Source organism: Kordia antarctica (assembly GCF_009901525.1).
Classification (GTDB): domain Bacteria; phylum Bacteroidota; class Bacteroidia; order Flavobacteriales; family Flavobacteriaceae; genus Kordia; species Kordia antarctica.
In genome coordinates this window covers 3,986,100-4,005,018 of the sequence record NZ_CP019288.1, presented here as the reverse complement: position 1 = coordinate 4,005,018, position 18,919 = coordinate 3,986,100, and the positions used below count along the sequence as shown (strand labels likewise).

Sequence of the window (18,919 nt, the reverse complement as noted above, 5' to 3'; positions counted from 1 at the left end):
TTAGCACTAAAATATTTTCTAAATAAAATATCTAAACTCATTTCAATCCTCATACCTGTTTTTATAAAATCAATTATTGGAAATTTTTATAATTTACCGCTCTTTTCCAATACCTTAAATATTATTGTAAGTCCAAAAACCCAGAGTGTCCGTTTATGAAAGTCTTTATACTGAAGTAGATTCTCTTCTTTTTCTGATTGATCAAAATCGATGTGTTTTAAATACTGTTTAACTTCTTTGGGTGAAAGTTTATCTTTATTCTTATAATTACAATCAATAAGAGTAAACTCTTCCGCAAGGCTCTTTAAGTTCCCCAAATTAATTACATCAGCAATTTGTTGTTTTTTTATTGATTTAAGTGTAGACCAAGTTCCTTCTCCCTGCCATTCATTTAAAATAGTATATATTTCGTAAAGTGTGAATTTTCTTTTTCCTTTAAAACCATTCTCTTGAAAGAGTTCCTTGTAATGTTTATTAAATGTGTTTTTTGATAACTTGGTTAAAGAGTATAGAACTTTCTTATCAATCTTCTCGCTATGAATCAATGTTAAAATATCAATGATCTCTTCATCAGTATATTGATTTGCCTCTTTTTTCTTTAAATCGAGAAAATTGCAATAATGAAATATATAAATTAAAAATCGCTTGAAAGAATGAAAATTATATCCCATCAAGCAACCAATGATAAATCCTAAAGAAGGTCCTCTTTGATTAAATTTTTCTAGTTCCATAAATTTAGATTCTGCACTACTCATTGAATAGTGCAGAATAGTTTTTACTTTTTCTTCGGAGCTGGAGGAGCCGTTTTTCCTGGTCTTGGAGGATTGTTTCCTCTTCCTTTTCCTGAAGGCTTGCCCGTTGTACTTGGGGCATTTGGTGTTGTTTTCTTTGCCATGATATTGATTTTTAAATTAAACTTATGACAAATTTATTGGCATTTTAATTCATGGCTTCTGAATTTTGATCGTTAGTATTTTTTTACATAATTATTTAACTAATTTTGTATAGTATCAGTTGAAATATTCTCAATAAATAAAGATACAAGAACGGTACCTTGATCACACCAACCATTTTCTTTTATTCCAAGATTAGGCAACATAATCATCTTATGCATGATATCTATATTTATAGGTAATTCGTAATTACTTCCTGCACACCTTTCAAAATTTGTAGCACCTTGAGTATTCCTTATTATAGCATCGTCAAAACCAATTTGATATTCCTTAGGCACATTATGAATTTCCGACACATCAGATATAGTGTTTGTAAAGTCTCCAGAGAGTCTTCCTGTTAAGTACAAGTCATTATTTATTCTTTGATGAAAAATTCTCGCTCCTACATTATTGATCGGCAAGATTCCATTATTGTGAAAGTCTAAGAAAATAGTGAAATAAAACTTCTCTCTGTATTTCAAATCAGGTAAAACAATAAGATCAACTATTGAATCTACGCTTACTTTTCCTTCTCCAATCGTCATAAAACCTATTTTCCTACCCGAAGGATCTACATTGAACGTACCGCTTTTTATATCTTTAACAAGTTCATACCCTTTTTGCAGGTTATTATTATGAAATTTTACATGTTCATAACCTAGATATTGTTGGTATCCAATCGTCAGTAAAAATATTAGTGAGTAAAGTATATAACTTGTGTATTTCATTTTTTTAGAAATCTTCTTTTTGAAGGCTTTATAAAAACCTATCGAAAGAATTGGTATTGATATGTATGGTATCCAAGAAAAGATTAAACTAAATAACCATCCTAATTTAAGATCATGCTTACGATAGAAGCTTTTGATGTTTCTTATCCAAGAATTATTTTGTGAAGGCGTTATCTCATCATCAAGAGGACTATCCAAACTATTAATGTAGTCTTCTATTTTTTCAATAGGTTCACATTTTTCTCCAATAATATTCCAGTTCCCATCGATAGAAATTAAACCAAAAGGGTGATCGTTTTTTGTTAACGCTTCTAATAACTCATTAAATCCTTTTCTACAATGTATCTTATTATCAATAGCTTTGAGTTGCTTTTTATCAAGGTGAGCCAAAATTTTCTGTAGACCCTCTAAGGTATAATCAAATTGATTATCGATTTTAGGCAATTTTTCGTCTTTATAATCAAGTAAATACAAACAAAAAATACTCACCAAGTTTTTTATTTCTAAGTATCCTTTTTGAAGATTATTTCGTGTTGGGTATGGTCTGTAGTTAGTTGGAATTTTATTTTCCAAGCTATCGATAATTTGTTTACACTCTTTTAGTCTGTACAATAATTTGACATATATAGCATCACTTGTTACGCCATCAATATCAACTAATTTCTTCAAATGTTCTTTATGTACAACTAATATTTTCGAATTCATTTTCTTACCTAATATGAAAGCTAAATATACAAAAAAAAGATTATCCTGTTTATCTATAAAATATCTTAGATAAATCCTGTATACATTGGATAAAGAGTTACTCCACTAATACTTTTCATGTTCTTCGTGACATCAAAAGCGTTAGCATTACTTAATAAATGTAATGTAAAAAACCACCAAACATTACGTAAGGTGGAATACGCCAGAGATACCAAAACCAAACTTTGACATCCTGACAATTTATTCAGTTGAAGATCCTACCTTCCAGCCGAATCATTAAAACTGTATCAAATTTAGATACGTAAGTCAACCCTTCAAAGTGGTTTTGAAAAAATCAATTATTAACTAATTTTTTCAAAGTCATGAAACTCTTTAGCAAAAAAGCTGATGACTCAGCTAAAATCACGACCATCGTGGATCGTGAACTATCCAAACACATTGAGGAGAAAGAAATCCAATATGTAAACAAGTATTTAAAGTACGCACAAAAATTAAGCGTACAGAAATTTAACGAACTTCCACCAACGGCTCGTATTAGTAATTACATTACAGGACTCGTATTAGATTTCCAAAAATTGGTTGATTACACCGACCAACGACTGAACGGATCATTACACCAAGCCAAAGGCGGATCAGATATTGCCAACATGAAAGCTGAAGCGCTGGAACTTGATCGAAAGATTGATGAAACCCAAGATGCTCTGAACATTCTTAATGCACGATTTGATTCGGAAGCCAAACAGTACAAGTCAACTATTAAGCGTTGGAAAATGGTATTGTGGATACTTTACTTTTTAGCAGGATTTGAAATCTTGGCGAATATGGAAATTTACAACATGCTAGGTGGTGGAATCGTAGCATCAATTTCAATAGCAGTAATTTCAGGAATTGTAGTCTTCTACTGGGCGCATCTATCCAACAAATGTATACGTCAGTTTGGTAAGGGTAATTTGAAAAAACAATCTTTGGCGGGTTGTCTAATGGCGATTCCGATTTTTGTCATCTTCTACCTTTTCAGTTCTATGCGAGTTGACTACCTCTTGGCACTATTTCCCAACATGGAACGTATATACAGCGGTAGTCCAATCGTTCCAACCTTGATTAACTTCTTTGCTTATTTAATTGCCACATATCTAGTATATGAATATCGTCCAAGTGTGGCGGTAAAAAACGCATACGGTAAGTACCAAGCTGACGTTAAAAGTATTGAAAATTTAGAACAGAAACGTTACGCCTATATCGCAGAGAAAAACACCTTGGAACCAAAACTACGATTACGATTGCTCGATTACCACAATCTGTTACTCCTCGGTAAACAAAAGGAACAAGATATTACAACCCGTATGCTTGCGTGTTTTCACGAATTTAAAAGTGAATTACATCTACTGAGTAACGGAAAATGTGCCTTCCTCTTTTCTACCGACGAAGAAGATTTACCACCATTAAAATTAAACTATCAAACTATGAACGAAAACACTTATTTATCATGAAACATCTATTCATATATTTCTGTATTGGATTTGCTATTCTTTCGTGTACGCACGAAATAGCACAATCCACCTCTATTTCAGTATTAGCTGATAAGACACACGCTGTTATTCCTGCGCCAAGTATAGGCGATTTTCATTACGTTTTTGATGGAAAACATAACGTGAACATGGCTATTGAGTTCTCCTATCAAATCATTGGAAACACAGATATTAACAAGCGACGCAGTTTGTCGCTTCCTGCCTATTCTATTTTAGGTAATACGCTCTTGCGTAAAACAGAAATGGATAGCTTTTTTGCGACTATTGATACGCTCTTTCATCGAGAACAAACAAAGGAATTTGAATATAAGCAATCCCATATTTTTATTCCACTTGTTCAACGCTTAAAAGCCATGCAACAATCACAGGCAAGCGAAAAAGTTATTCTGTTGTATTCAGACCTTGTTGAGCATTCTCCCTTGTATAACGGCTACAGTACTTCACACAAGCGAAGTATGGATAAGGATTATGATACGATTGTTGATTTGTTTCAGTCGCACCTGACATTGGATGATTATAGCGGTATTACGTTATACATAATCTACTATCCTACGAGCACTCTAGAGAATCAACTCTTTTCGGATTTCTGTAAAATATATAAGTCTGTGTTTAAAGATACGGGATTGAAGATACGCATCGGCATGGACAACAACATAACATCTAGCCATGAATAAAGGACATATACTCTTTAGCGCACTTGGAAGTATTGTCAAAGCCATGTGGAAACTGCTCCTCCTTGCGATGTTTATCGCAAGTAAACTGATTGAAGCCGTAAGTGGCTTTTTCAGTAAGCTCTTTGAAAAAATATTGAATTAATAAAATTACAACTATGATACAGCTACTAATCTATGCGATTAGCGATATCATCACAGGAGGCTTTAGCTTCCTGTTTGATGGTATCGACAGCATCACCAAAAAAGATAATTCCTTGTCATCTGAGTTTGGGAACGAGTCTTCCCTTCTCTCATCACGCCACGGCGGACTTTCTGTTACAGGAACAAAGTTTTTAAGTGTTGAAAAATCAAAAGAACATCTCTTATACTTCGGACCGACAGGACTGGGGAAATCCACAGTATGTTTGGTGCCCAGTGCCTTGAATATTGCACTATCTAAAAACGGAATCGATGCAAGTATGATTATCAACGATCCGTCAAAAGAAAATCTAAAACTAATGAATTTTTTTATCAGCAAAGGATATAAAGTATATCGCTTTGATCCAAATGATATTGAACATTCTATTTACTATAATCCATTGCATCGCATTCAAAATGCATCTGATATTGCCAAAGTAGCTACGCTCTTAGTTACTAAGAGCAGTAAAGAAACCAAAGATTATTGGCAATTAAAATCTATTGAAGTAATCAGCCTGTTAATTGGTTTTCTTTTGGAACATACTTCAAAGGTTTATCAGAATATCGCAAACGTGTATTATCTCCTTGAAAATTTGGCGGGAAATGAAGATGCGGTAAGCGGATTGTTTGCAGAGAAAAGTACCGAAAAACAATGGCGACAATTCAAAGCATTAATTTCAAATAGTGATAACACCAAAGCCAGTATTATTAGTTCCGCTATTGGAAATTTATCATTCATTGGGAATGACCCTAATTTATGCAATCTGACATCAGTAGATACTTTTGATTTCTCCAACATGGCAAAGGAAAAGATTGTCTTGTTTCTAAATTGCGGAACGGCAGAGATGGAATATTATAGTCCTTTATTGGGTTTGTTTTTTGAACAGTTATTTACTGAATTATTTCGATCAATTCCTAAAGCATCAGACAATCATTTGTATCTCCTTATTGATGAATTATCCTCCATTCCTATTCCAAGCCTTTCAAAAGTAATCTCCAACGCTAGGAAGTACTTTTCCATCTTGGGAATCCTCCAGAGCGAAAATCAGCTCTACCAAAGCTATGGTGAGTACAATGCAAAAACTATTCTTAACAATGCCTGTCGCGTATATATGACAGGATTAAACGACGAATGTGAGCGGATTTCAAAGGCACTTGGAGAATATGAATACTATGCGGATAAAGAAAAGAAGATGTTGCGTACTCGACCACTGATGAGTAGTAGTGAGATTAGAACGATGCCCAAAGATCGTGTGATAGTCATTCCTAACGGTGGACTGCTTCCCTTGTATTGTAAGGTGAAGCCTTTTTACAAGGTTGGTAAGTACATGCGGTATCTCAACACCAAATTATTAGAGGAAGATACACCATCTCTGACAGCGAACTATCTAGCACAATACTTACCACTTGATGCGTATCAACAAAACAAGAATGAGTCATGAAGTGGCGCAACTACATGAATCGTTTTTTTGCGATAACTCGAACTGTTATATCTAAATCCATTGGAGGAATAGAACGAGTGGCTACACATATTAAAAACGGTAACTATTCTAAGATTATTGAAGATGTGGAAACGTCACTTTCCACGCTTATTGAAAAAACGGAACAAGTGATTAAGGATAAATCCACTGAAAGGATTCAGAAGAAATCACAGCGAAAAAAGTTTAGAGAGATTGGAGAAGAACAAGATGCCATACGAGACTTTGAACATGTCAAAGTCAGTATGCAACGAAAGAAAGAGCGATTGACTGAAATCAAAGCATTACAGCAACTAACAAAAGAATATACACGTGAACATTAAACATCGAAATTATGAAACTCATAACCAAAGAACTCATACAACGCTTCGCTGAAGTATTACAACAAAATTAAGAACGATAAAAACGATACTATGAAAGATAATAATTTAGACAAATTAAGGCGAGAAGTTTACGAAAAGCACAAAGAAACTATTGGCTTCTTATATGAAAAATATCCCCATTTAGATGACTTGAAATCAGTATTTGAGGACAGATCACAAAGAGAGGTATTTGCACTTACTACTATCAAAAAATTTACAGGTTTTGACTATGATCGAGAATATAAAGTCTTTTCAAAAAAAATGCAAAATGAATCCTTATTTCTAACTGAAACAACATCTCTAGAGGATATCAAGACTCCGCTTAGCCTCCTTTTAGCTATTGATCGATTAAACCAAAGCTATGAATTAAGGCGTGATATTCATCAAGATACAAAACAGCCCTCTTTTTCCGAAGATATAATTCTTCCACCAAAAGAAGTCGATGACATTAGTAGAGAAAGTGTTATTCATTATTTAAAACAGCACCATGATATTGATGATGAAAATTTGTTTAAACAAGAAACGAAAAAACAAAAGAAAATCATCTATGATTTATATAGAAATTTTACCGCTCATGTTCCTATGGGAGATAATATGAAAGGAATTGCTTTTAGTCTGCCTGATAATCCAGAGGTGAAACTCAGATATCAAGATGAGCCACAATTTGAAAAGATAACATCTTTGTTTTCGCTTCTTCGAGAGATGAGAACGATAAAGAAAATGACTCAAAAAGCTATCGAACACGTACCACATCAAAGAATAGAAGCACTAAAAAGGATGGTGGATAAAAATAATCCAAAGCAAGATCACGAACGATAATGGAACAGACTAAACAGCACTTTTCTAATCTTCAATTGTATCTTGAATACTGTTTTTCAAAAGAACAGAATGTTACTCCAGAAATGGTAAAACAAGCAAAAGCTGAGTACAGAAAGATATACCAATCCCGATATCGTAAAAGGTATCGGGAACAGTATGTACAAGTTACCTTTAGAGTTGATAAAAGTGTCCACGATATGTTTATAGAAATTGCCAAACAGAAGAACATCAAAGTGACCGCGCTTCTTAAACAACGAGCCATACAACAGCAACAGGCTTCTAATGACGTCGGAGCGATAAGAGAATCGTTACTTAGCCTCCTAGATAACATTGAAGAAGCCATTCATGAAGATGAAACAATACAACTCACAGAAGTATTACAACAATTGATAACGATATATGAACTCTTACCATGATTGTAAAAACTATTTCTCACACGTCCACGAAACGGTCAAACATTCAAAAGTTGATACGATATGTATTTGACCCAAAGAAAATGAATTATGATGCTTTGGAAAGAAAACAACTTATCGTTAAGAAATATCTTCGTGGATATGACATCGAACAATGGTCAGATATGTTTATAGAAAATGACAATAAGCGAAGCTTTAACCATAGTAAAAGAACGGTACTCAGACACGAGATTATTTCATTTTCTCCAGAAGACAACAAGTTATTATCACGAGATATGTTAAAAGACTTCGCTAAGTATTATTTGAAACATCGATCTGTAAAATCTCTAGGAGTTTGCGGAGTCCATTATGATGAAGCTATTCATATCCATTTTATTATTTCGGGTGTTGGGATTGATTCAAAATCAACAAGAATTTCACGAAATGAGTTTAAAAGCTTCAAGATTAAGTTGCAGGAATTTCAGCAAGAGAAGTATCCACAATTGAGTCATTCTATCGTTGAACATTCTAAAAAAAAAGTTTAAGCCTCAAGCTTTCACAGAAAGAACAGCATATAAAACAATCTCGTGGCGTACTTTCTCAAAAAGAACAACTAGCCATCGAAGTAAGTAAGATTGCTCAGACGTGTAAAAATTTTACGGAACTTCATACAAAGTTAGTTCACAAAAAAATTGAACCATATTATCGATATGGAACATTGACTGGTGTTTGGTCGGGTAATAAAAAGTTTCGTCTTACCACGCTTGGCGTTGGAAAAGAACATTTGCGCCAGCTATCAAAAGAACAGGAACGATTGGGGAGTCTCAAAAAGTCAAAAGGTAATCGCAAAAATCGTGGATTAGAGCGATAACGAGAAAAAGCTATTTCTGTAAAAGGAATAGCTTTTTTAGGTTTAAAGGATTCCAAAGTGCACTTTGGCAAGATCGCAAGTTCTAAAAATTGTAACGAAGTGAAAATTTGTAGGAACTTGCAATCTTGCCAAGGAGGTATATTCTATACTATTATGAAATACATATATTTGTTTCTACTAAACTTACTTATCATTAGTATATCTGTCTATTTAGCCAAACTATCAGTTGACATAGATACTTTTTTTAATTTTTCAGGATACTATAGTTCAATAAGTCGCGGATATGGATTAACCATAATGATAATAGGAGGGTTTTTCAGGCTTCTACCATCACTTGAGTTTTACCGCAAACAAGTTTCTATTTTAACCTTAAAGGCTCAACACGTGCTTATTACAGAAGGATTCTTTAGCGTTTCAAGAAATCCTCTGTATATTGGAATTTTACTCATCTTTCTTGGATGTCTTGTTTTTATTGGAACCATAAGTGGTATCTTAATGTGGATAGTATCTTTTATTTTATGTAACTGGTGGGTAAAATATCGAGAAGAGTACTATATGAAACAAGTATTTGGAGATGAATACCGGAAGTATACAGAACGAACCCCTCGTTGGTTAAGACTGATTAAATAAAAGCAAGGAAAGTTAATATTTGCATGATAGCATAAATCATTGTCCAGTCAGCATGAAGAGTTTTTGCTAGAGGTTGATGATATTTTTTAATTAAAGAAATTCCTCTTGTGGTAACTCTTATACACCAGATAATCCCTACAACAATACACATAGATGAAAAAATATTTATAGGATTTGATGAAATAAAAAAGGATAATCCCCATAAAATAATACCTATCCACGCAGTGACAATCATTACCCAGCACACTTTTCTAATACCAAGGTGATTAACAAAAGTATTTCTACCTCCAATTATATCATTCTTATAATCTCTCAAATCCTTAGCAATAATCTCGGCAATCCCTATGAAAAATACAACTCCCGAAGTAAATACAACACTAGAAAATTGAGAAATAATGCTCACTTCGATACTTTCATTTAGGGTAATATACATCATAATATAACATGTCCCGATAAGGATAATCCAGTATAAAATGCTCCCATAAGGACGTTCACAAAAGCGAAGAGGTGGGATAGAATACACATAACTAAAGACCATAATTATCATGACAAAAACAAAAGCATAAATGCTGTGAAATATAGAAATGACAAGTGCTAGTAAAAACACTATACAGACATAACTCCAAGCTGTTTTTTCAGAAATCTTTCCTGAAGCAATTAACCTGTCCCTTTTTGAGAGTTCAGGGCTTGCCATATCAACATCAATATCACCAATATCATTGATAAGAATTGCTCCAATATTTACCAAGCTAATTACAACAACAAGAAAAACAAAGTTATAATCAGGTACTTTCTGAAGGATCATTGCAGAAAATCCAAGACAAGTAGATACAGTAAACCACAATAATACTTTAGGCTTAATAATTGCTAAGATATGGTTGAAGTTCATGAATAATATTTACGATTAAAATACAATAATTTTATGGGAGGAAAAATACGTAAAAACCCTTATTTTTTCTTAAGATCAGGATATAGCATTATTATGCATAAAGTAGTTTAAGGAAAGTCCTCAACAAGATGCAAGTTTCCGTTATAACGACAGCTTAACTTAATCTTGTAATCTTGCGACTGTTACTATTCATTAAGAGTTTATATATAATTTTGCTTTTTAAGAAACTTATTGATATAGCCTATTTTATTCATCTCTTTTTGCCAAATTGAATCATCAGTATTGATACGTTGAAAATGCCACCATTCGGTTAAATAATATTCTCTTTCCCAGCCCATTTTCCTTCTAATAGGAATCATTGCTTGTTCTTCGAATAATTTTGAAATATTTATAAATCCCCCTTCTAAAGTTTTATTATAATATTGTCTTTTATCAAAATCATAAAAAGTAAAATCTTTTTTAAGAGTATTATTTTTCAATTTGCTTTTCACAAAAACATCCCAATACTCTCCATCTCTGTCTGCTATATAATAATAGTCTGTGTCGGGATCTTGCATTCCTCGCCATTCATCTAAATCAATAGCTAAGGCAGCTAGATGTAAGCTCGTTTTCTTCATCCCTTTTGAAATTGTTGTATTAGCAGGATTCCTAAAACACGCTATACTATTTATAGGAAAGATTCCTCCCAACCCTAAAACCTTAGATTTAATTTTCTCAATTTTTTCTGAGGTTTCTGATCGAATCCATGTTTTTCCCCATTTTACCAAAGGAACATCACAAGAATTTCTATAGTTATTTTCGAGCCACAAACTTAACTCTTTAGCCGTTTCATTATCAAATACTCCGTTCACTTGACCTAAAAAAGTAATATTTATTTTTTCTGTATATTCTTTTTCACTAAAAAAATTATAAATATTTCTTTTTTGACTTTTAGCTTGAATTTGAAATGCTAAAATTGTGGCATAAAGCTTTATATTGAAACAACCATTTATATTTCCAACCATATATCCAAAACCCAATTCATGAAACCTTTCTTGAATTTTATGTATATAATTTTTATCTAACACATTAGAATCTTCTTCTCCGGTTAGGTGTCTTTCATAAGTTGTTTTATCAACATCATTCTTTTTTAATTTATTTGAAAATTTATATACCGCCATATTAGTTATATTTTAAAGTTTGCTTGTTTAAAATTGTTTATCCAATAGTTTTTATCTTGAGTTTTATACTCATAGTACTCATTTAGTAAATTTGGTTCTCCTCCAAACATTGCTTTAAGACATATGCAAATAAAAGGAAACCCTCCCCAATAATTAATAAATTCTTTACAAGGATTAATAACCTCATTATAAAACATAATTGGACAACTATCAAACAATTGAAAGTTACTTATCTTTAATTTGGTCAAATCTAACAGTATCTCTTTATTTAATAAGTTTTTAGTTTTAAAGCTATCTTTTTTAAAGATTGAATCAATTATATAACTTGTATAAACTGCATTAACACCATCCATTAATAAATTGAGATTAATAGCTTTAGGTATTGATTTCGATAAATCTTTACTTGAATAGGAGTCTCCATATTGATTTCTATAATTAATTCCATATTGTTCTCTATAGATAGTAAAGTTGTTTTTCCCATCATCTACTAGTCTAAAAGTTCTATAAGTAGAAAAATGAATACAGTCATGAATATAATTCCGTAAAAGTTCCGCTACAACTAATTTTTCACAACCAACTATTTCGATGTTGAGAAGAGTTGTGAATGCCATTAAGTTAAAATAATAAAAACCTCCTCCTTTTTCGTCATAAAAACCTCCTAATTTATCACTTTCCGGCATTGAAACTAAATAACGGTCGAATGGGATGAAATTAAACATACTATATGTTGATCTAATTAAAAGCTTAACAAGATTAATCTTTTCTAAAAAAAATCTTCTGAAATTATTTTCTTATCCATTAATTCTTCTAATGAAATATAATTTTTGAATCTATTAGGTATTGATTCTCGCTTAGATTTTAATATTTTTTGAATTTTTAATTTCTCTTTTATTGTACCAATATAATCTTCATTTAAAAAAACATTATCAATCATAAATCATTAATTTTTTATAGCGAAAGTTTCATCACATTTGATATCAAGAGTTTCTATTTTCGCTTTTAATTTCTCATTTCCTTTTTTTAAGCTCTATAAGGTGTAAAAAAGTTCTTCTATTTTTCCCAAATTTATTTCTGTTGCTCTATTGACCAAAACACCTACTGTTGCCTCAATATCTTTAGACGAAGGAACTCCTTACAAGTGTTTATGTTTTTTAGCAAAGACTTGAATATCATCTAGAGAAAGTATTTTTTAATCAGGTTTTAGACTGATAATTAAATTGTCATCATTTTATCTGAAACAAATTTGGTTAAAAAAAAAGTGTAATTCTATGCGTAAATTCCTGTATTTTTAAACACATCTTTCTTACTAAGAAGAAAATGAACTACTTTAGTAACAATATAAATTCTTAAAGTGAAAAAAAAATTTGCACCATCTTACTATTGTTAACTCTATTTTGGGGATATGAAAGCAATGCATTTAATTTGGTCTTCAATTCAGAAATAACCGAATTATTAGCAGAGGCAAAAAAACTAGAATTGGAATCTAAGTACGAAGATGCAATAACGATATATTCCAAAGCCTTAGAAATTGCGGCAAAACATGAGTTAACTGATGATGCCAGCTTTATTTATAAAAAAATAGGACTTATATATTATAAAAGAAAAAAGTATAAAAAAGCTAAAAGGTTCTTTAAACAGAGTATTACAGCCAATCCTGTTACCAAACATTCAGCAGATTCATATTTAAACCTTTCCCTCTTATATAGAAAACAACATGAGCAGGATAGTGTTTTATATTGTTTAGAAAAATCTCTTTTTATATATAATAAACTACCTTCTTCAAAAGATCAATTTCTAACTTATTTAAAAGCTGGAATATTATATAAAAATGCAGGAGTTTACAATGAAGCTATTCGATACCTTATTAAAGCATACAAAGGGTTTGACAAACTCCAGATGAATGAAAAAAAAGCTTCTACTGCTAACACAATAGCAGACACACAACGCCTTTTAGGACATCTAGATATCGCTGAAATATATTATAAAGAGAGTTTGAAATTAAGAATTCAACAAAAGGATTCTTTAAAAATTTCTTACAGTTATAATAATATGGGAAATTTTTATAAAGATTTCAAAAGATACGATTCTGCGGAACATTACTATCAAAAAGCCATTAAAATTCAAGAACCTTTATCTAGAAAAAAAGAAATAGGTCGAATGCTTAGTAATTTAGCTTCTATTTATCACAAACAAGAAAAGTATACAGCTGCATTAGCTACTTATAAAAAAGCTCTTACAGAAAAACGTAAAGAGCAAGATAGTATTGCTATCGCAGATACATTAAATGAACTTGCGTTTATTTATCTAGAAAAAAAAGATCATATCCATGCTAAGAATTATTTAGATACTATTAAAACAGTGATTTCTTCAATAAATAATAAAGATGTACTCCTTAGAAACCTTGAAATCAACGCGCTTTATTATGAATCTATTGAAGACTTTAAAGAAAGTATTGTGTATCATACAAAGTATAAAAAATTATATACAACTGTCTTTAATGATAATCAAGATCAAAATACTCAACAATTACAACAACAATTTCATACTGAGATAAAGGATAAGCAAATTGTAGGGCTATCAACGGATAAAAAAACACAAGAAAAGGTTATTAATTTGCAAGAAAAAAATCTTAGAAGAAAAGATGTTTTTTTGATCCTTCTAGGAGTTTTATTGCTTTTTTCTATTGGAATTTACTTTTATCTCCGACAACAACAAAAGATAAAACAGCGAGATTTTGAGTTAAAAAAATTGCACGATATTTTCAAAGCGCAAGAAGTCATAAAAGATGGTATTAGTAAAGATTTACATGATTTAATTGCTTCAAACCTTAATGGTATTCGTTTAAAAATGCAAGCTATCCCTACATTAGAAAATAATCAATCTTATATAACTAATATTGTTAATGAATTAAAAGAAAGTAGTAAGCAAATACGACTTATTTCTCACAGATTATCTCCATTAAGAGATCGCATAAAACATATTCCTTTCAGGGAAATTCTAATCTCACATCTATCGGAGTTTCAACTCTATTCTAAAACTTTAGTTGATATTGACCCACCATTACCTGAAGAATTAGATGAAATAAGTATAGATGCGCAAACTAACTTTTATGCTGTTTTTTTAGAAATCATAAATAATATAGGAAGGCATGCCCAAGCAACTGAAGTAGTGATTACTCATTTTACAGATAAAGACGGGTTTTTAAATATAAGTATTTCTGATAATGGAATTGGTATTTTAAAGTCTGACAACAGCGGCATAGGTCTTATGAATATAAAGAATAGAGTTTCACTTCTTGGAGGAACACATATCGTTGAAAGTTCAGACAAAGGGGTTTCTATAACGATTATAATTCCTCTTAAATAAAATTTAGTATGAATAAAAAAATAAATATTTTAATCGTTGAAGATTCAAAATCCTTTGCACAAGGACTAGAAGCATTACTACTTCAAAATTCTATAATTGATCAAGTTTTTATTGCAACAAATAGAAATGAAGCTCTAATACAGTTAAAAGAGTGTTCTGTTGATATTATAATTCTAGATTTAAATTTAGGAACATCAGAATATGACGGGATTGATATTGCTAAAAAAATAAAACAGCAACATTCAAAGAAAAAAATTATTGTGCTTACTGAAAACATAAAAACATATTTACATGAACAACTATTCAATGAATGCCATGTTGATGCTTATATCGACAAAAGATCAGATATAAAAGAAACTTTTACTGCAATAAATGAAATTATAAAAGGGAATACTTATACCGATATAGAAGTAGAAAAAATTCTTGAAAATAGTCGTTGGATAAAAACTACTAAACGAGAAAAACAAATTATTTCTTTATTAGCTGAAGGATTAACACAACTAGAAATAGCAGAACAACTATTCATCAGCCCTAGAACCGTTGAAAAACATATTAGAAATTTATTTGAAAAGTTTAAAGTAAAAAAAACAACAGAGTTGATTGTGAAATACATAAAATATAGGGGTTCTAATAGGGAAAATGTAGAAGAAACTATTCCTCCTTTTAAATCTATATAAATTAAAAAGGGTGCTAAAAAACTCAGCACCCTAGTTAAACAAATTATTCGTTTGGCTCTAACTCTTCCTCTTCTCCAGTATTCTCTGATGGAGATTCAGAAGCGTTGTCAGTAGCAGAAATATTTGTTTGCTCATCATCAAGCTCTTCAACTGAGCAAGATGTCATTCCTAAAGTAAATGCTAAAGGGATGAGAATTAAAAACTTTCTCATGACACATTAAGTATTAGTGTCCTGATCAGGTTAGTTTGAGGTCGCAACTCAAACTAGTTAAACAATGCGTCCTTGTACGAGGAGTATTTCCCTCTTGAAATACAAGACAAATATGTACATGAGTAACAGATAATTAAACATTATGCCCTGTAAAGTCCTAAAAAGCCCTGATTGTTCTTTTTTTATCTGAAATTTTAAAAAACACGTTTATAAGATGAATCAAAATCCAATTATTAATGTCTATCGAAAAGCGAAAGAAAAAGGGGTATTAGTATATTTTAAAGATTTGCATAAAGGGCAAATCATGAATTGTCTTAAAGACTTTTTAGGTAGTTCAGAATGTAATGAAGCTCACCAAAAAAAAATAATCAACTATTATTCTCAAGATGTTAAAACGATTAATCAAGTAATACGTGTTTGTAAAGCTGATGATTTTAAACCTATAATAGGATTTTTAAATCTAGAAACAAGTCCGAGTAGACATGGCATTTTCCCTTTAACAAAAATACTATTAGAGTTTGATATACAATTGGGACAAGAACTAAAAAAAATTCAAAAAAACCTTAAAGCCCCATTTATTACTAATAATCTATTTAGAGAAAAAATAAAAGAGTTCTACTTAACTGATTCTGAATTTACCACTATCAAAATTAATGGAGATTTGGATAGTAAATTAGGAATACTATCAATGGAAGATTATTATATTCAACTCTCGTACACTTCTTATAAAGATATATGCAATCAGGATAGCTTATTAAAACTAGAAAAAGAATACTCTTATTCTAAAATTAATAAAAACAAAAACAGCTTTTACAAAAGTAATCTTGCAAAAGATTATGTGGCTAAAAATATTATTTTTAATAATAAAGTTTTAATTATTGGAAACCCAGGAGTTGGAAAATCTACTTATGCAAAAAATCTATGTTATAAATGGGCTAAGGAATATAAAAATTCAAAAAGCGAAAGAATTATAATATATATACAATTAAGATATTTAAATTTTGAGGAAGAAAGTTACTTAGTAAGTTTTATAAATAGACAATACTTCAGTGCTATAGATAGTAAATTATTTTCATTGAATGCCCTTGAAAATTTTCAATTAATTTTAGATGGATTTGATGAGTTAACTTTTGAGAATCAAATATTACTTATATCAAGAATAAAACGTCATAACTATATAATTTTATCACGCCCTTATGGTCTAATTAATCATGATTTAAATCACGATATTTCCATCCAAATAGATGGGTTTAATAGTTCAGGTATAGAATATTATTTAGATAATATTCTTAAAAGTAAAAGAAAAAAGAAAAATTTCCTAAAATTAGTAGAACAAAATAGAGTCTTAAAAGATTATGCCAGTACACCTTTGATGCTTTCATTTATGTCTTTAATTTACTTAACTAGTAAAAACATTAAAAAAGATTTATCATCTATTAAATCTATATATGACTTACAAGAAAAAGTGTATAGCTGGGTTTTATCTTATGCTATAAAAAAGAAAAGTATTGGACGGAACAAAATAAAACATAGCATAGAAGAGTTTGCATATAACATGCAAATTCATAAAAAACTTAAATATTTGGGTGATTTTGAAGATCCGTTTGAAAGTACAGTAGAAAAATTATCTGCAATTGGATTAGGAAGCCAAAGAGAATTAAATAGTTTTGGATTTCAATGGCAGTTCAGTTTTAACACTATCACTTTTCAGGAGTTTTTAGCAGCACGATATTTAAAAAATAAATTCAGAGTCAATTGTTTTTTTAGTATCTGATTCTTTTTTTTGGAATTTATGTTTAATGCTAATAGGAATGCTATCTAGTAATAAACATGATTTAAATAGTAGAAATCAATATTCTGAAACACTAATAAACACTTTAGAATCTCTATATAAAATATATTCAGAAAAAGATCAACAATATTATGGTCTTGCCTATTATATGCTATTAGCAGAATGTGATCATGATATCATTTCTAAAATCATGAATCGTCAAAATATTAACTTGATGATTATATTTTATAAAAAAGCTTATTTTGATAATTTTTGGAGTACGACTATCTATGAATCAATAGAAAAAATCATTTATAAATCATCATATCATTTTCAAAAGGAGTTTGTAAATTCCATAAATGAAGAGTTACCTAGAGTAGCAAGTATATTGAATAAGAAAATAATGAAACACGAAAATTTCTATTATCTATCTAATTTAATAGAAATTGCATCAAACTACGGTCAAAAAGATATTCTTAATATTCTTATACCTGTTTTGACAACACTTAAAGATCAAGTTAGCGAATTAAGTAATCAAGCCATAGCTATAGAAGAAGATATTAATACCGAAGATCAAAATCAAATTTCAATATATTACACATTGAATGAAAAAGAAACTTGGGGAAGAAACACTTTAGCTAGTCTGTTTAGTGATTTAACATCTTTTTCTGATAAAGAATTAGCATTGTATAGGGCTGAAATTTTAGCTATCTATAATGACGAGAATACTCATTTTTCTATATTGAAAAATATAATTTCAAGAATTATTTCTGTTTGGAGCCTGGTGGAATTAGAACAACAGTATGAATCACTAAAAAATTTCCAAATAAAAAATATAATCAAATTAGAAGACACTCAAGAAGCTTATTTTGAAGAAATACTCAAACTTGCAGAAAATCTATATGTATTCATTAACCATGAAAAAACTTTTTCTTCAAGAGAGAAAAAAGTGTTTCATGATTTTTTTGAATTTTTCACCAACTACCTTTTCACCCCTAACAGTTATTCATATATAAATGACTTCTTTATAGGTCATCTTATAGATGTTATTATTATATCCTTAGCTAAAATAAATACTGTTGAAGCATATAATTTTCTTTTTAGTATCTCTGAAGAGTTTGATGCATTTATTTTTTCATCGATGAACAATGAAACAACATTTAACAACTATGTAAATCTAATTTTCGAAGATGTTTTTAAAACATCTGATAACAAGTTAATTAACAAGCTAATCATTATACTTAAATCTGCTCCCAACATTAGATATAATTATTTATTTTTCAGAGAGAGTATCTTCAAATTATTTAAACTATTGATTAATGATAATTTTGATCTTTTAGTGAAAGAAAATAAAAAAAGTGAAACTTTTGTAAGCACTCGGTAAAACCCGTATTGCATATTTCAGGATGATTTTGTAAGACTGTATTTTACATAAAAGGAGTTATGAAAAACCGTATTACACTGATAGTTAGCAAGCTTAGTATTTCTAGTTCTTAGATAGGTGTCTGATTTTAAGCTATTCTTAGTATTGGAGAGATTCTGCTAAGA

General features: G+C 30.4%; 20 protein-coding genes. 13 read left to right on the top strand and 7 right to left on the bottom strand.

The window, feature by feature from the left end:
• Positions 1-86: 86 nt before the first annotated feature.
• Both IMCC3317_RS16675 and IMCC3317_RS16670 read right to left on the bottom strand, forming a co-directional pair.
• Positions 87-755 carry a hypothetical protein gene (locus IMCC3317_RS16675; RefSeq protein ID WP_160130620.1) on the bottom strand — a complete coding sequence of 223 codons (669 nt, stop codon included), beginning with the start codon at positions 753-755 and terminating at the stop codon, positions 87-89.
• A 239-nt stretch (positions 756-994) separates the two neighbouring features.
• Complete coding sequence (locus tag IMCC3317_RS16670; RefSeq protein ID WP_160130619.1) at positions 995-2,365, bottom strand: hypothetical protein; 1,371 nt, start codon at positions 2,363-2,365, stop codon at positions 995-997.
• Between the two features lie 413 nt (positions 2,366-2,778).
• On the opposite strand from IMCC3317_RS16670, the gene IMCC3317_RS16665 reads away from it, so the two are divergent.
• From IMCC3317_RS16665 to IMCC3317_RS23900, 9 genes are all read left to right on the top strand, one after another.
• The gene (locus IMCC3317_RS16665; RefSeq protein WP_160130618.1) at positions 2,779-3,855 is read left to right on the top strand and encodes a hypothetical protein; all 1,077 of its coding nucleotides are present in this window, start codon (positions 2,779-2,781) and stop codon (positions 3,853-3,855) included.
• On the top strand, positions 3,852-4,568 hold the full coding sequence (locus IMCC3317_RS16660; protein WP_160130617.1) for a hypothetical protein: 717 nt from the start codon (positions 3,852-3,854) through the stop codon (positions 4,566-4,568). The genes IMCC3317_RS16665 and IMCC3317_RS16660 overlap by 4 nt, the downstream gene beginning before the upstream one ends.
• The gene (locus IMCC3317_RS16655) at positions 4,561-4,710 is read left to right on the top strand and encodes a hypothetical protein (protein ID WP_160130616.1); all 150 of its coding nucleotides are present in this window, start codon (positions 4,561-4,563) and stop codon (positions 4,708-4,710) included. Before IMCC3317_RS16660 ends, IMCC3317_RS16655 begins: the two co-directional genes overlap by 8 nt.
• A 13-nt stretch (positions 4,711-4,723) precedes the next feature.
• The gene (locus tag IMCC3317_RS16650) at positions 4,724-6,187 is read left to right on the top strand and encodes a type IV secretory system conjugative DNA transfer family protein (RefSeq protein ID WP_160130615.1); all 1,464 of its coding nucleotides are present in this window, start codon (positions 4,724-4,726) and stop codon (positions 6,185-6,187) included.
• Positions 6,184-6,546 (top strand): hypothetical protein, encoded by a 363-nt coding sequence (locus IMCC3317_RS16645; protein WP_160130614.1) that lies wholly within the window; start codon positions 6,184-6,186, stop codon positions 6,544-6,546. The genes IMCC3317_RS16650 and IMCC3317_RS16645 overlap by 4 nt, the downstream gene beginning before the upstream one ends.
• A gap of 90 nt (positions 6,547-6,636) precedes the next feature.
• Positions 6,637-7,404: a hypothetical protein gene (locus tag IMCC3317_RS16640; protein WP_160130613.1), complete on the top strand. Its 768-nt coding sequence runs from the start codon at positions 6,637-6,639 to the stop codon at positions 7,402-7,404.
• Entirely contained in the window at positions 7,404-7,820 is a 417-nt protein-coding gene (locus IMCC3317_RS16635; RefSeq protein ID WP_160130612.1) for a hypothetical protein, read from the top strand. The genes IMCC3317_RS16640 and IMCC3317_RS16635 overlap by 1 nt, the downstream gene beginning before the upstream one ends.
• 50 nt (positions 7,821-7,870) lie before the next feature.
• Positions 7,871-8,341: a relaxase/mobilization nuclease domain-containing protein gene (locus IMCC3317_RS16630; RefSeq protein WP_160130611.1), complete on the top strand. Its 471-nt coding sequence runs from the start codon at positions 7,871-7,873 to the stop codon at positions 8,339-8,341.
• 479 nt (positions 8,342-8,820) lie between these two features.
• On the top strand, positions 8,821-9,297 hold the full coding sequence (locus tag IMCC3317_RS23900; protein WP_160130610.1) for a methyltransferase family protein: 477 nt from the start codon (positions 8,821-8,823) through the stop codon (positions 9,295-9,297).
• Here IMCC3317_RS23900 and IMCC3317_RS16620 read toward each other — a convergent pair.
• The 4 genes from IMCC3317_RS16620 to IMCC3317_RS16605 form a co-directional block, all read right to left on the bottom strand.
• On the bottom strand, positions 9,290-10,186 hold the full coding sequence (locus tag IMCC3317_RS16620) for a UbiA prenyltransferase family protein (RefSeq protein ID WP_160130609.1): 897 nt from the start codon (positions 10,184-10,186) through the stop codon (positions 9,290-9,292). The genes IMCC3317_RS23900 and IMCC3317_RS16620 overlap by 8 nt on opposite strands.
• Positions 10,187-10,386: 200 nt before the next feature.
• Positions 10,387-11,346 carry a hypothetical protein gene (locus tag IMCC3317_RS16615; protein ID WP_160130608.1) on the bottom strand — a complete coding sequence of 320 codons (960 nt, stop codon included), beginning with the start codon at positions 11,344-11,346 and terminating at the stop codon, positions 10,387-10,389.
• Between the two features lie 5 nt (positions 11,347-11,351).
• On the bottom strand, positions 11,352-12,065 hold the full coding sequence (locus IMCC3317_RS16610) for a hypothetical protein (RefSeq protein ID WP_160130607.1): 714 nt from the start codon (positions 12,063-12,065) through the stop codon (positions 11,352-11,354).
• 44 nt (positions 12,066-12,109) lie between these two features.
• Complete coding sequence (locus IMCC3317_RS16605; RefSeq protein WP_160130606.1) at positions 12,110-12,280, bottom strand: hypothetical protein; 171 nt, start codon at positions 12,278-12,280, stop codon at positions 12,110-12,112.
• A 542-nt stretch (positions 12,281-12,822) separates the two neighbouring features.
• On the opposite strand from IMCC3317_RS16605, the gene IMCC3317_RS16600 reads away from it, so the two are divergent.
• Together IMCC3317_RS16600 and IMCC3317_RS16595 are read left to right on the top strand one after the other, a co-directional pair.
• Positions 12,823-14,712, top strand: coding sequence for a tetratricopeptide repeat-containing sensor histidine kinase (locus IMCC3317_RS16600; RefSeq protein WP_160130605.1), 1,890 nt, complete (start codon positions 12,823-12,825; stop codon positions 14,710-14,712).
• A gap of 8 nt (positions 14,713-14,720) precedes the next feature.
• Positions 14,721-15,389, top strand: coding sequence for a response regulator transcription factor (locus tag IMCC3317_RS16595; RefSeq protein ID WP_160130604.1), 669 nt, complete (start codon positions 14,721-14,723; stop codon positions 15,387-15,389).
• A 43-nt stretch (positions 15,390-15,432) separates the two neighbouring features.
• On the opposite strand, the gene IMCC3317_RS16590 is transcribed toward IMCC3317_RS16595, so the two are convergent.
• Positions 15,433-15,600, bottom strand: a complete 168-nt coding sequence (locus IMCC3317_RS16590) for a hypothetical protein (protein ID WP_160130603.1) — start codon at positions 15,598-15,600, stop codon at positions 15,433-15,435.
• A 214-nt stretch (positions 15,601-15,814) separates the two neighbouring features.
• Here IMCC3317_RS16590 and IMCC3317_RS16585 point away from each other — a divergent pair, with 214 nt between their 5' ends.
• Positions 15,815-17,374, top strand: a complete 1,560-nt coding sequence (locus tag IMCC3317_RS16585) for an NACHT domain-containing protein (protein WP_160130602.1) — start codon at positions 15,815-15,817, stop codon at positions 17,372-17,374.
• Between the two features lie 37 nt (positions 17,375-17,411).
• Positions 17,412-18,755, top strand: a complete 1,344-nt coding sequence (locus IMCC3317_RS16580; protein WP_160130601.1) for a hypothetical protein — start codon at positions 17,412-17,414, stop codon at positions 18,753-18,755.
• Positions 18,756-18,919 lie beyond the last annotated feature (164 nt).

What these genes read in the sequence shown, in the direction of transcription:
- IMCC3317_RS16675 (WP_160130620.1), bottom strand. Translation starts at nt 755, where the DNA reads ATGAGTAGTGCAGAATCTAAATTTATGGAACTAGAAAAATTTAATCAA.
- IMCC3317_RS16670 (WP_160130619.1), bottom strand. Translation starts at nt 2,365, where the DNA reads ATGAATTCGAAAATATTAGTTGTACATAAAGAACATTTGAAGAAATTA.
- IMCC3317_RS16660 (WP_160130617.1), top strand. Translation starts at nt 3,852, where the DNA reads ATGAAACATCTATTCATATATTTCTGTATTGGATTTGCTATTCTTTCG.
- IMCC3317_RS16655 (WP_160130616.1), top strand. Translation starts at nt 4,561, where the DNA reads ATGAATAAAGGACATATACTCTTTAGCGCACTTGGAAGTATTGTCAAA.
- IMCC3317_RS16650 (WP_160130615.1), top strand. Translation starts at nt 4,724, where the DNA reads ATGATACAGCTACTAATCTATGCGATTAGCGATATCATCACAGGAGGC.
- IMCC3317_RS16645 (WP_160130614.1), top strand. Translation starts at nt 6,184, where the DNA reads ATGAAGTGGCGCAACTACATGAATCGTTTTTTTGCGATAACTCGAACT.
- IMCC3317_RS16640 (WP_160130613.1), top strand. Translation starts at nt 6,637, where the DNA reads ATGAAAGATAATAATTTAGACAAATTAAGGCGAGAAGTTTACGAAAAG.
- IMCC3317_RS16635 (WP_160130612.1), top strand. Translation starts at nt 7,404, where the DNA reads ATGGAACAGACTAAACAGCACTTTTCTAATCTTCAATTGTATCTTGAA.
- IMCC3317_RS23900 (WP_160130610.1), top strand. Translation starts at nt 8,821, where the DNA reads ATGAAATACATATATTTGTTTCTACTAAACTTACTTATCATTAGTATA.
- IMCC3317_RS16620 (WP_160130609.1), bottom strand. Translation starts at nt 10,186, where the DNA reads ATGAACTTCAACCATATCTTAGCAATTATTAAGCCTAAAGTATTATTG.
- IMCC3317_RS16615 (WP_160130608.1), bottom strand. Translation starts at nt 11,346, where the DNA reads ATGGCGGTATATAAATTTTCAAATAAATTAAAAAAGAATGATGTTGAT.
- IMCC3317_RS16610 (WP_160130607.1), bottom strand. Translation starts at nt 12,065, where the DNA reads ATGTTTAATTTCATCCCATTCGACCGTTATTTAGTTTCAATGCCGGAA.
- IMCC3317_RS16605 (WP_160130606.1), bottom strand. Translation starts at nt 12,280, where the DNA reads ATGATTGATAATGTTTTTTTAAATGAAGATTATATTGGTACAATAAAA.
- IMCC3317_RS16595 (WP_160130604.1), top strand. Translation starts at nt 14,721, where the DNA reads ATGAATAAAAAAATAAATATTTTAATCGTTGAAGATTCAAAATCCTTT.
- IMCC3317_RS16590 (WP_160130603.1), bottom strand. Translation starts at nt 15,600, where the DNA reads ATGAGAAAGTTTTTAATTCTCATCCCTTTAGCATTTACTTTAGGAATG.
- IMCC3317_RS16585 (WP_160130602.1), top strand. Translation starts at nt 15,815, where the DNA reads ATGAATCAAAATCCAATTATTAATGTCTATCGAAAAGCGAAAGAAAAA.
- IMCC3317_RS16580 (WP_160130601.1), top strand. Translation starts at nt 17,412, where the DNA reads ATGCTATCTAGTAATAAACATGATTTAAATAGTAGAAATCAATATTCT.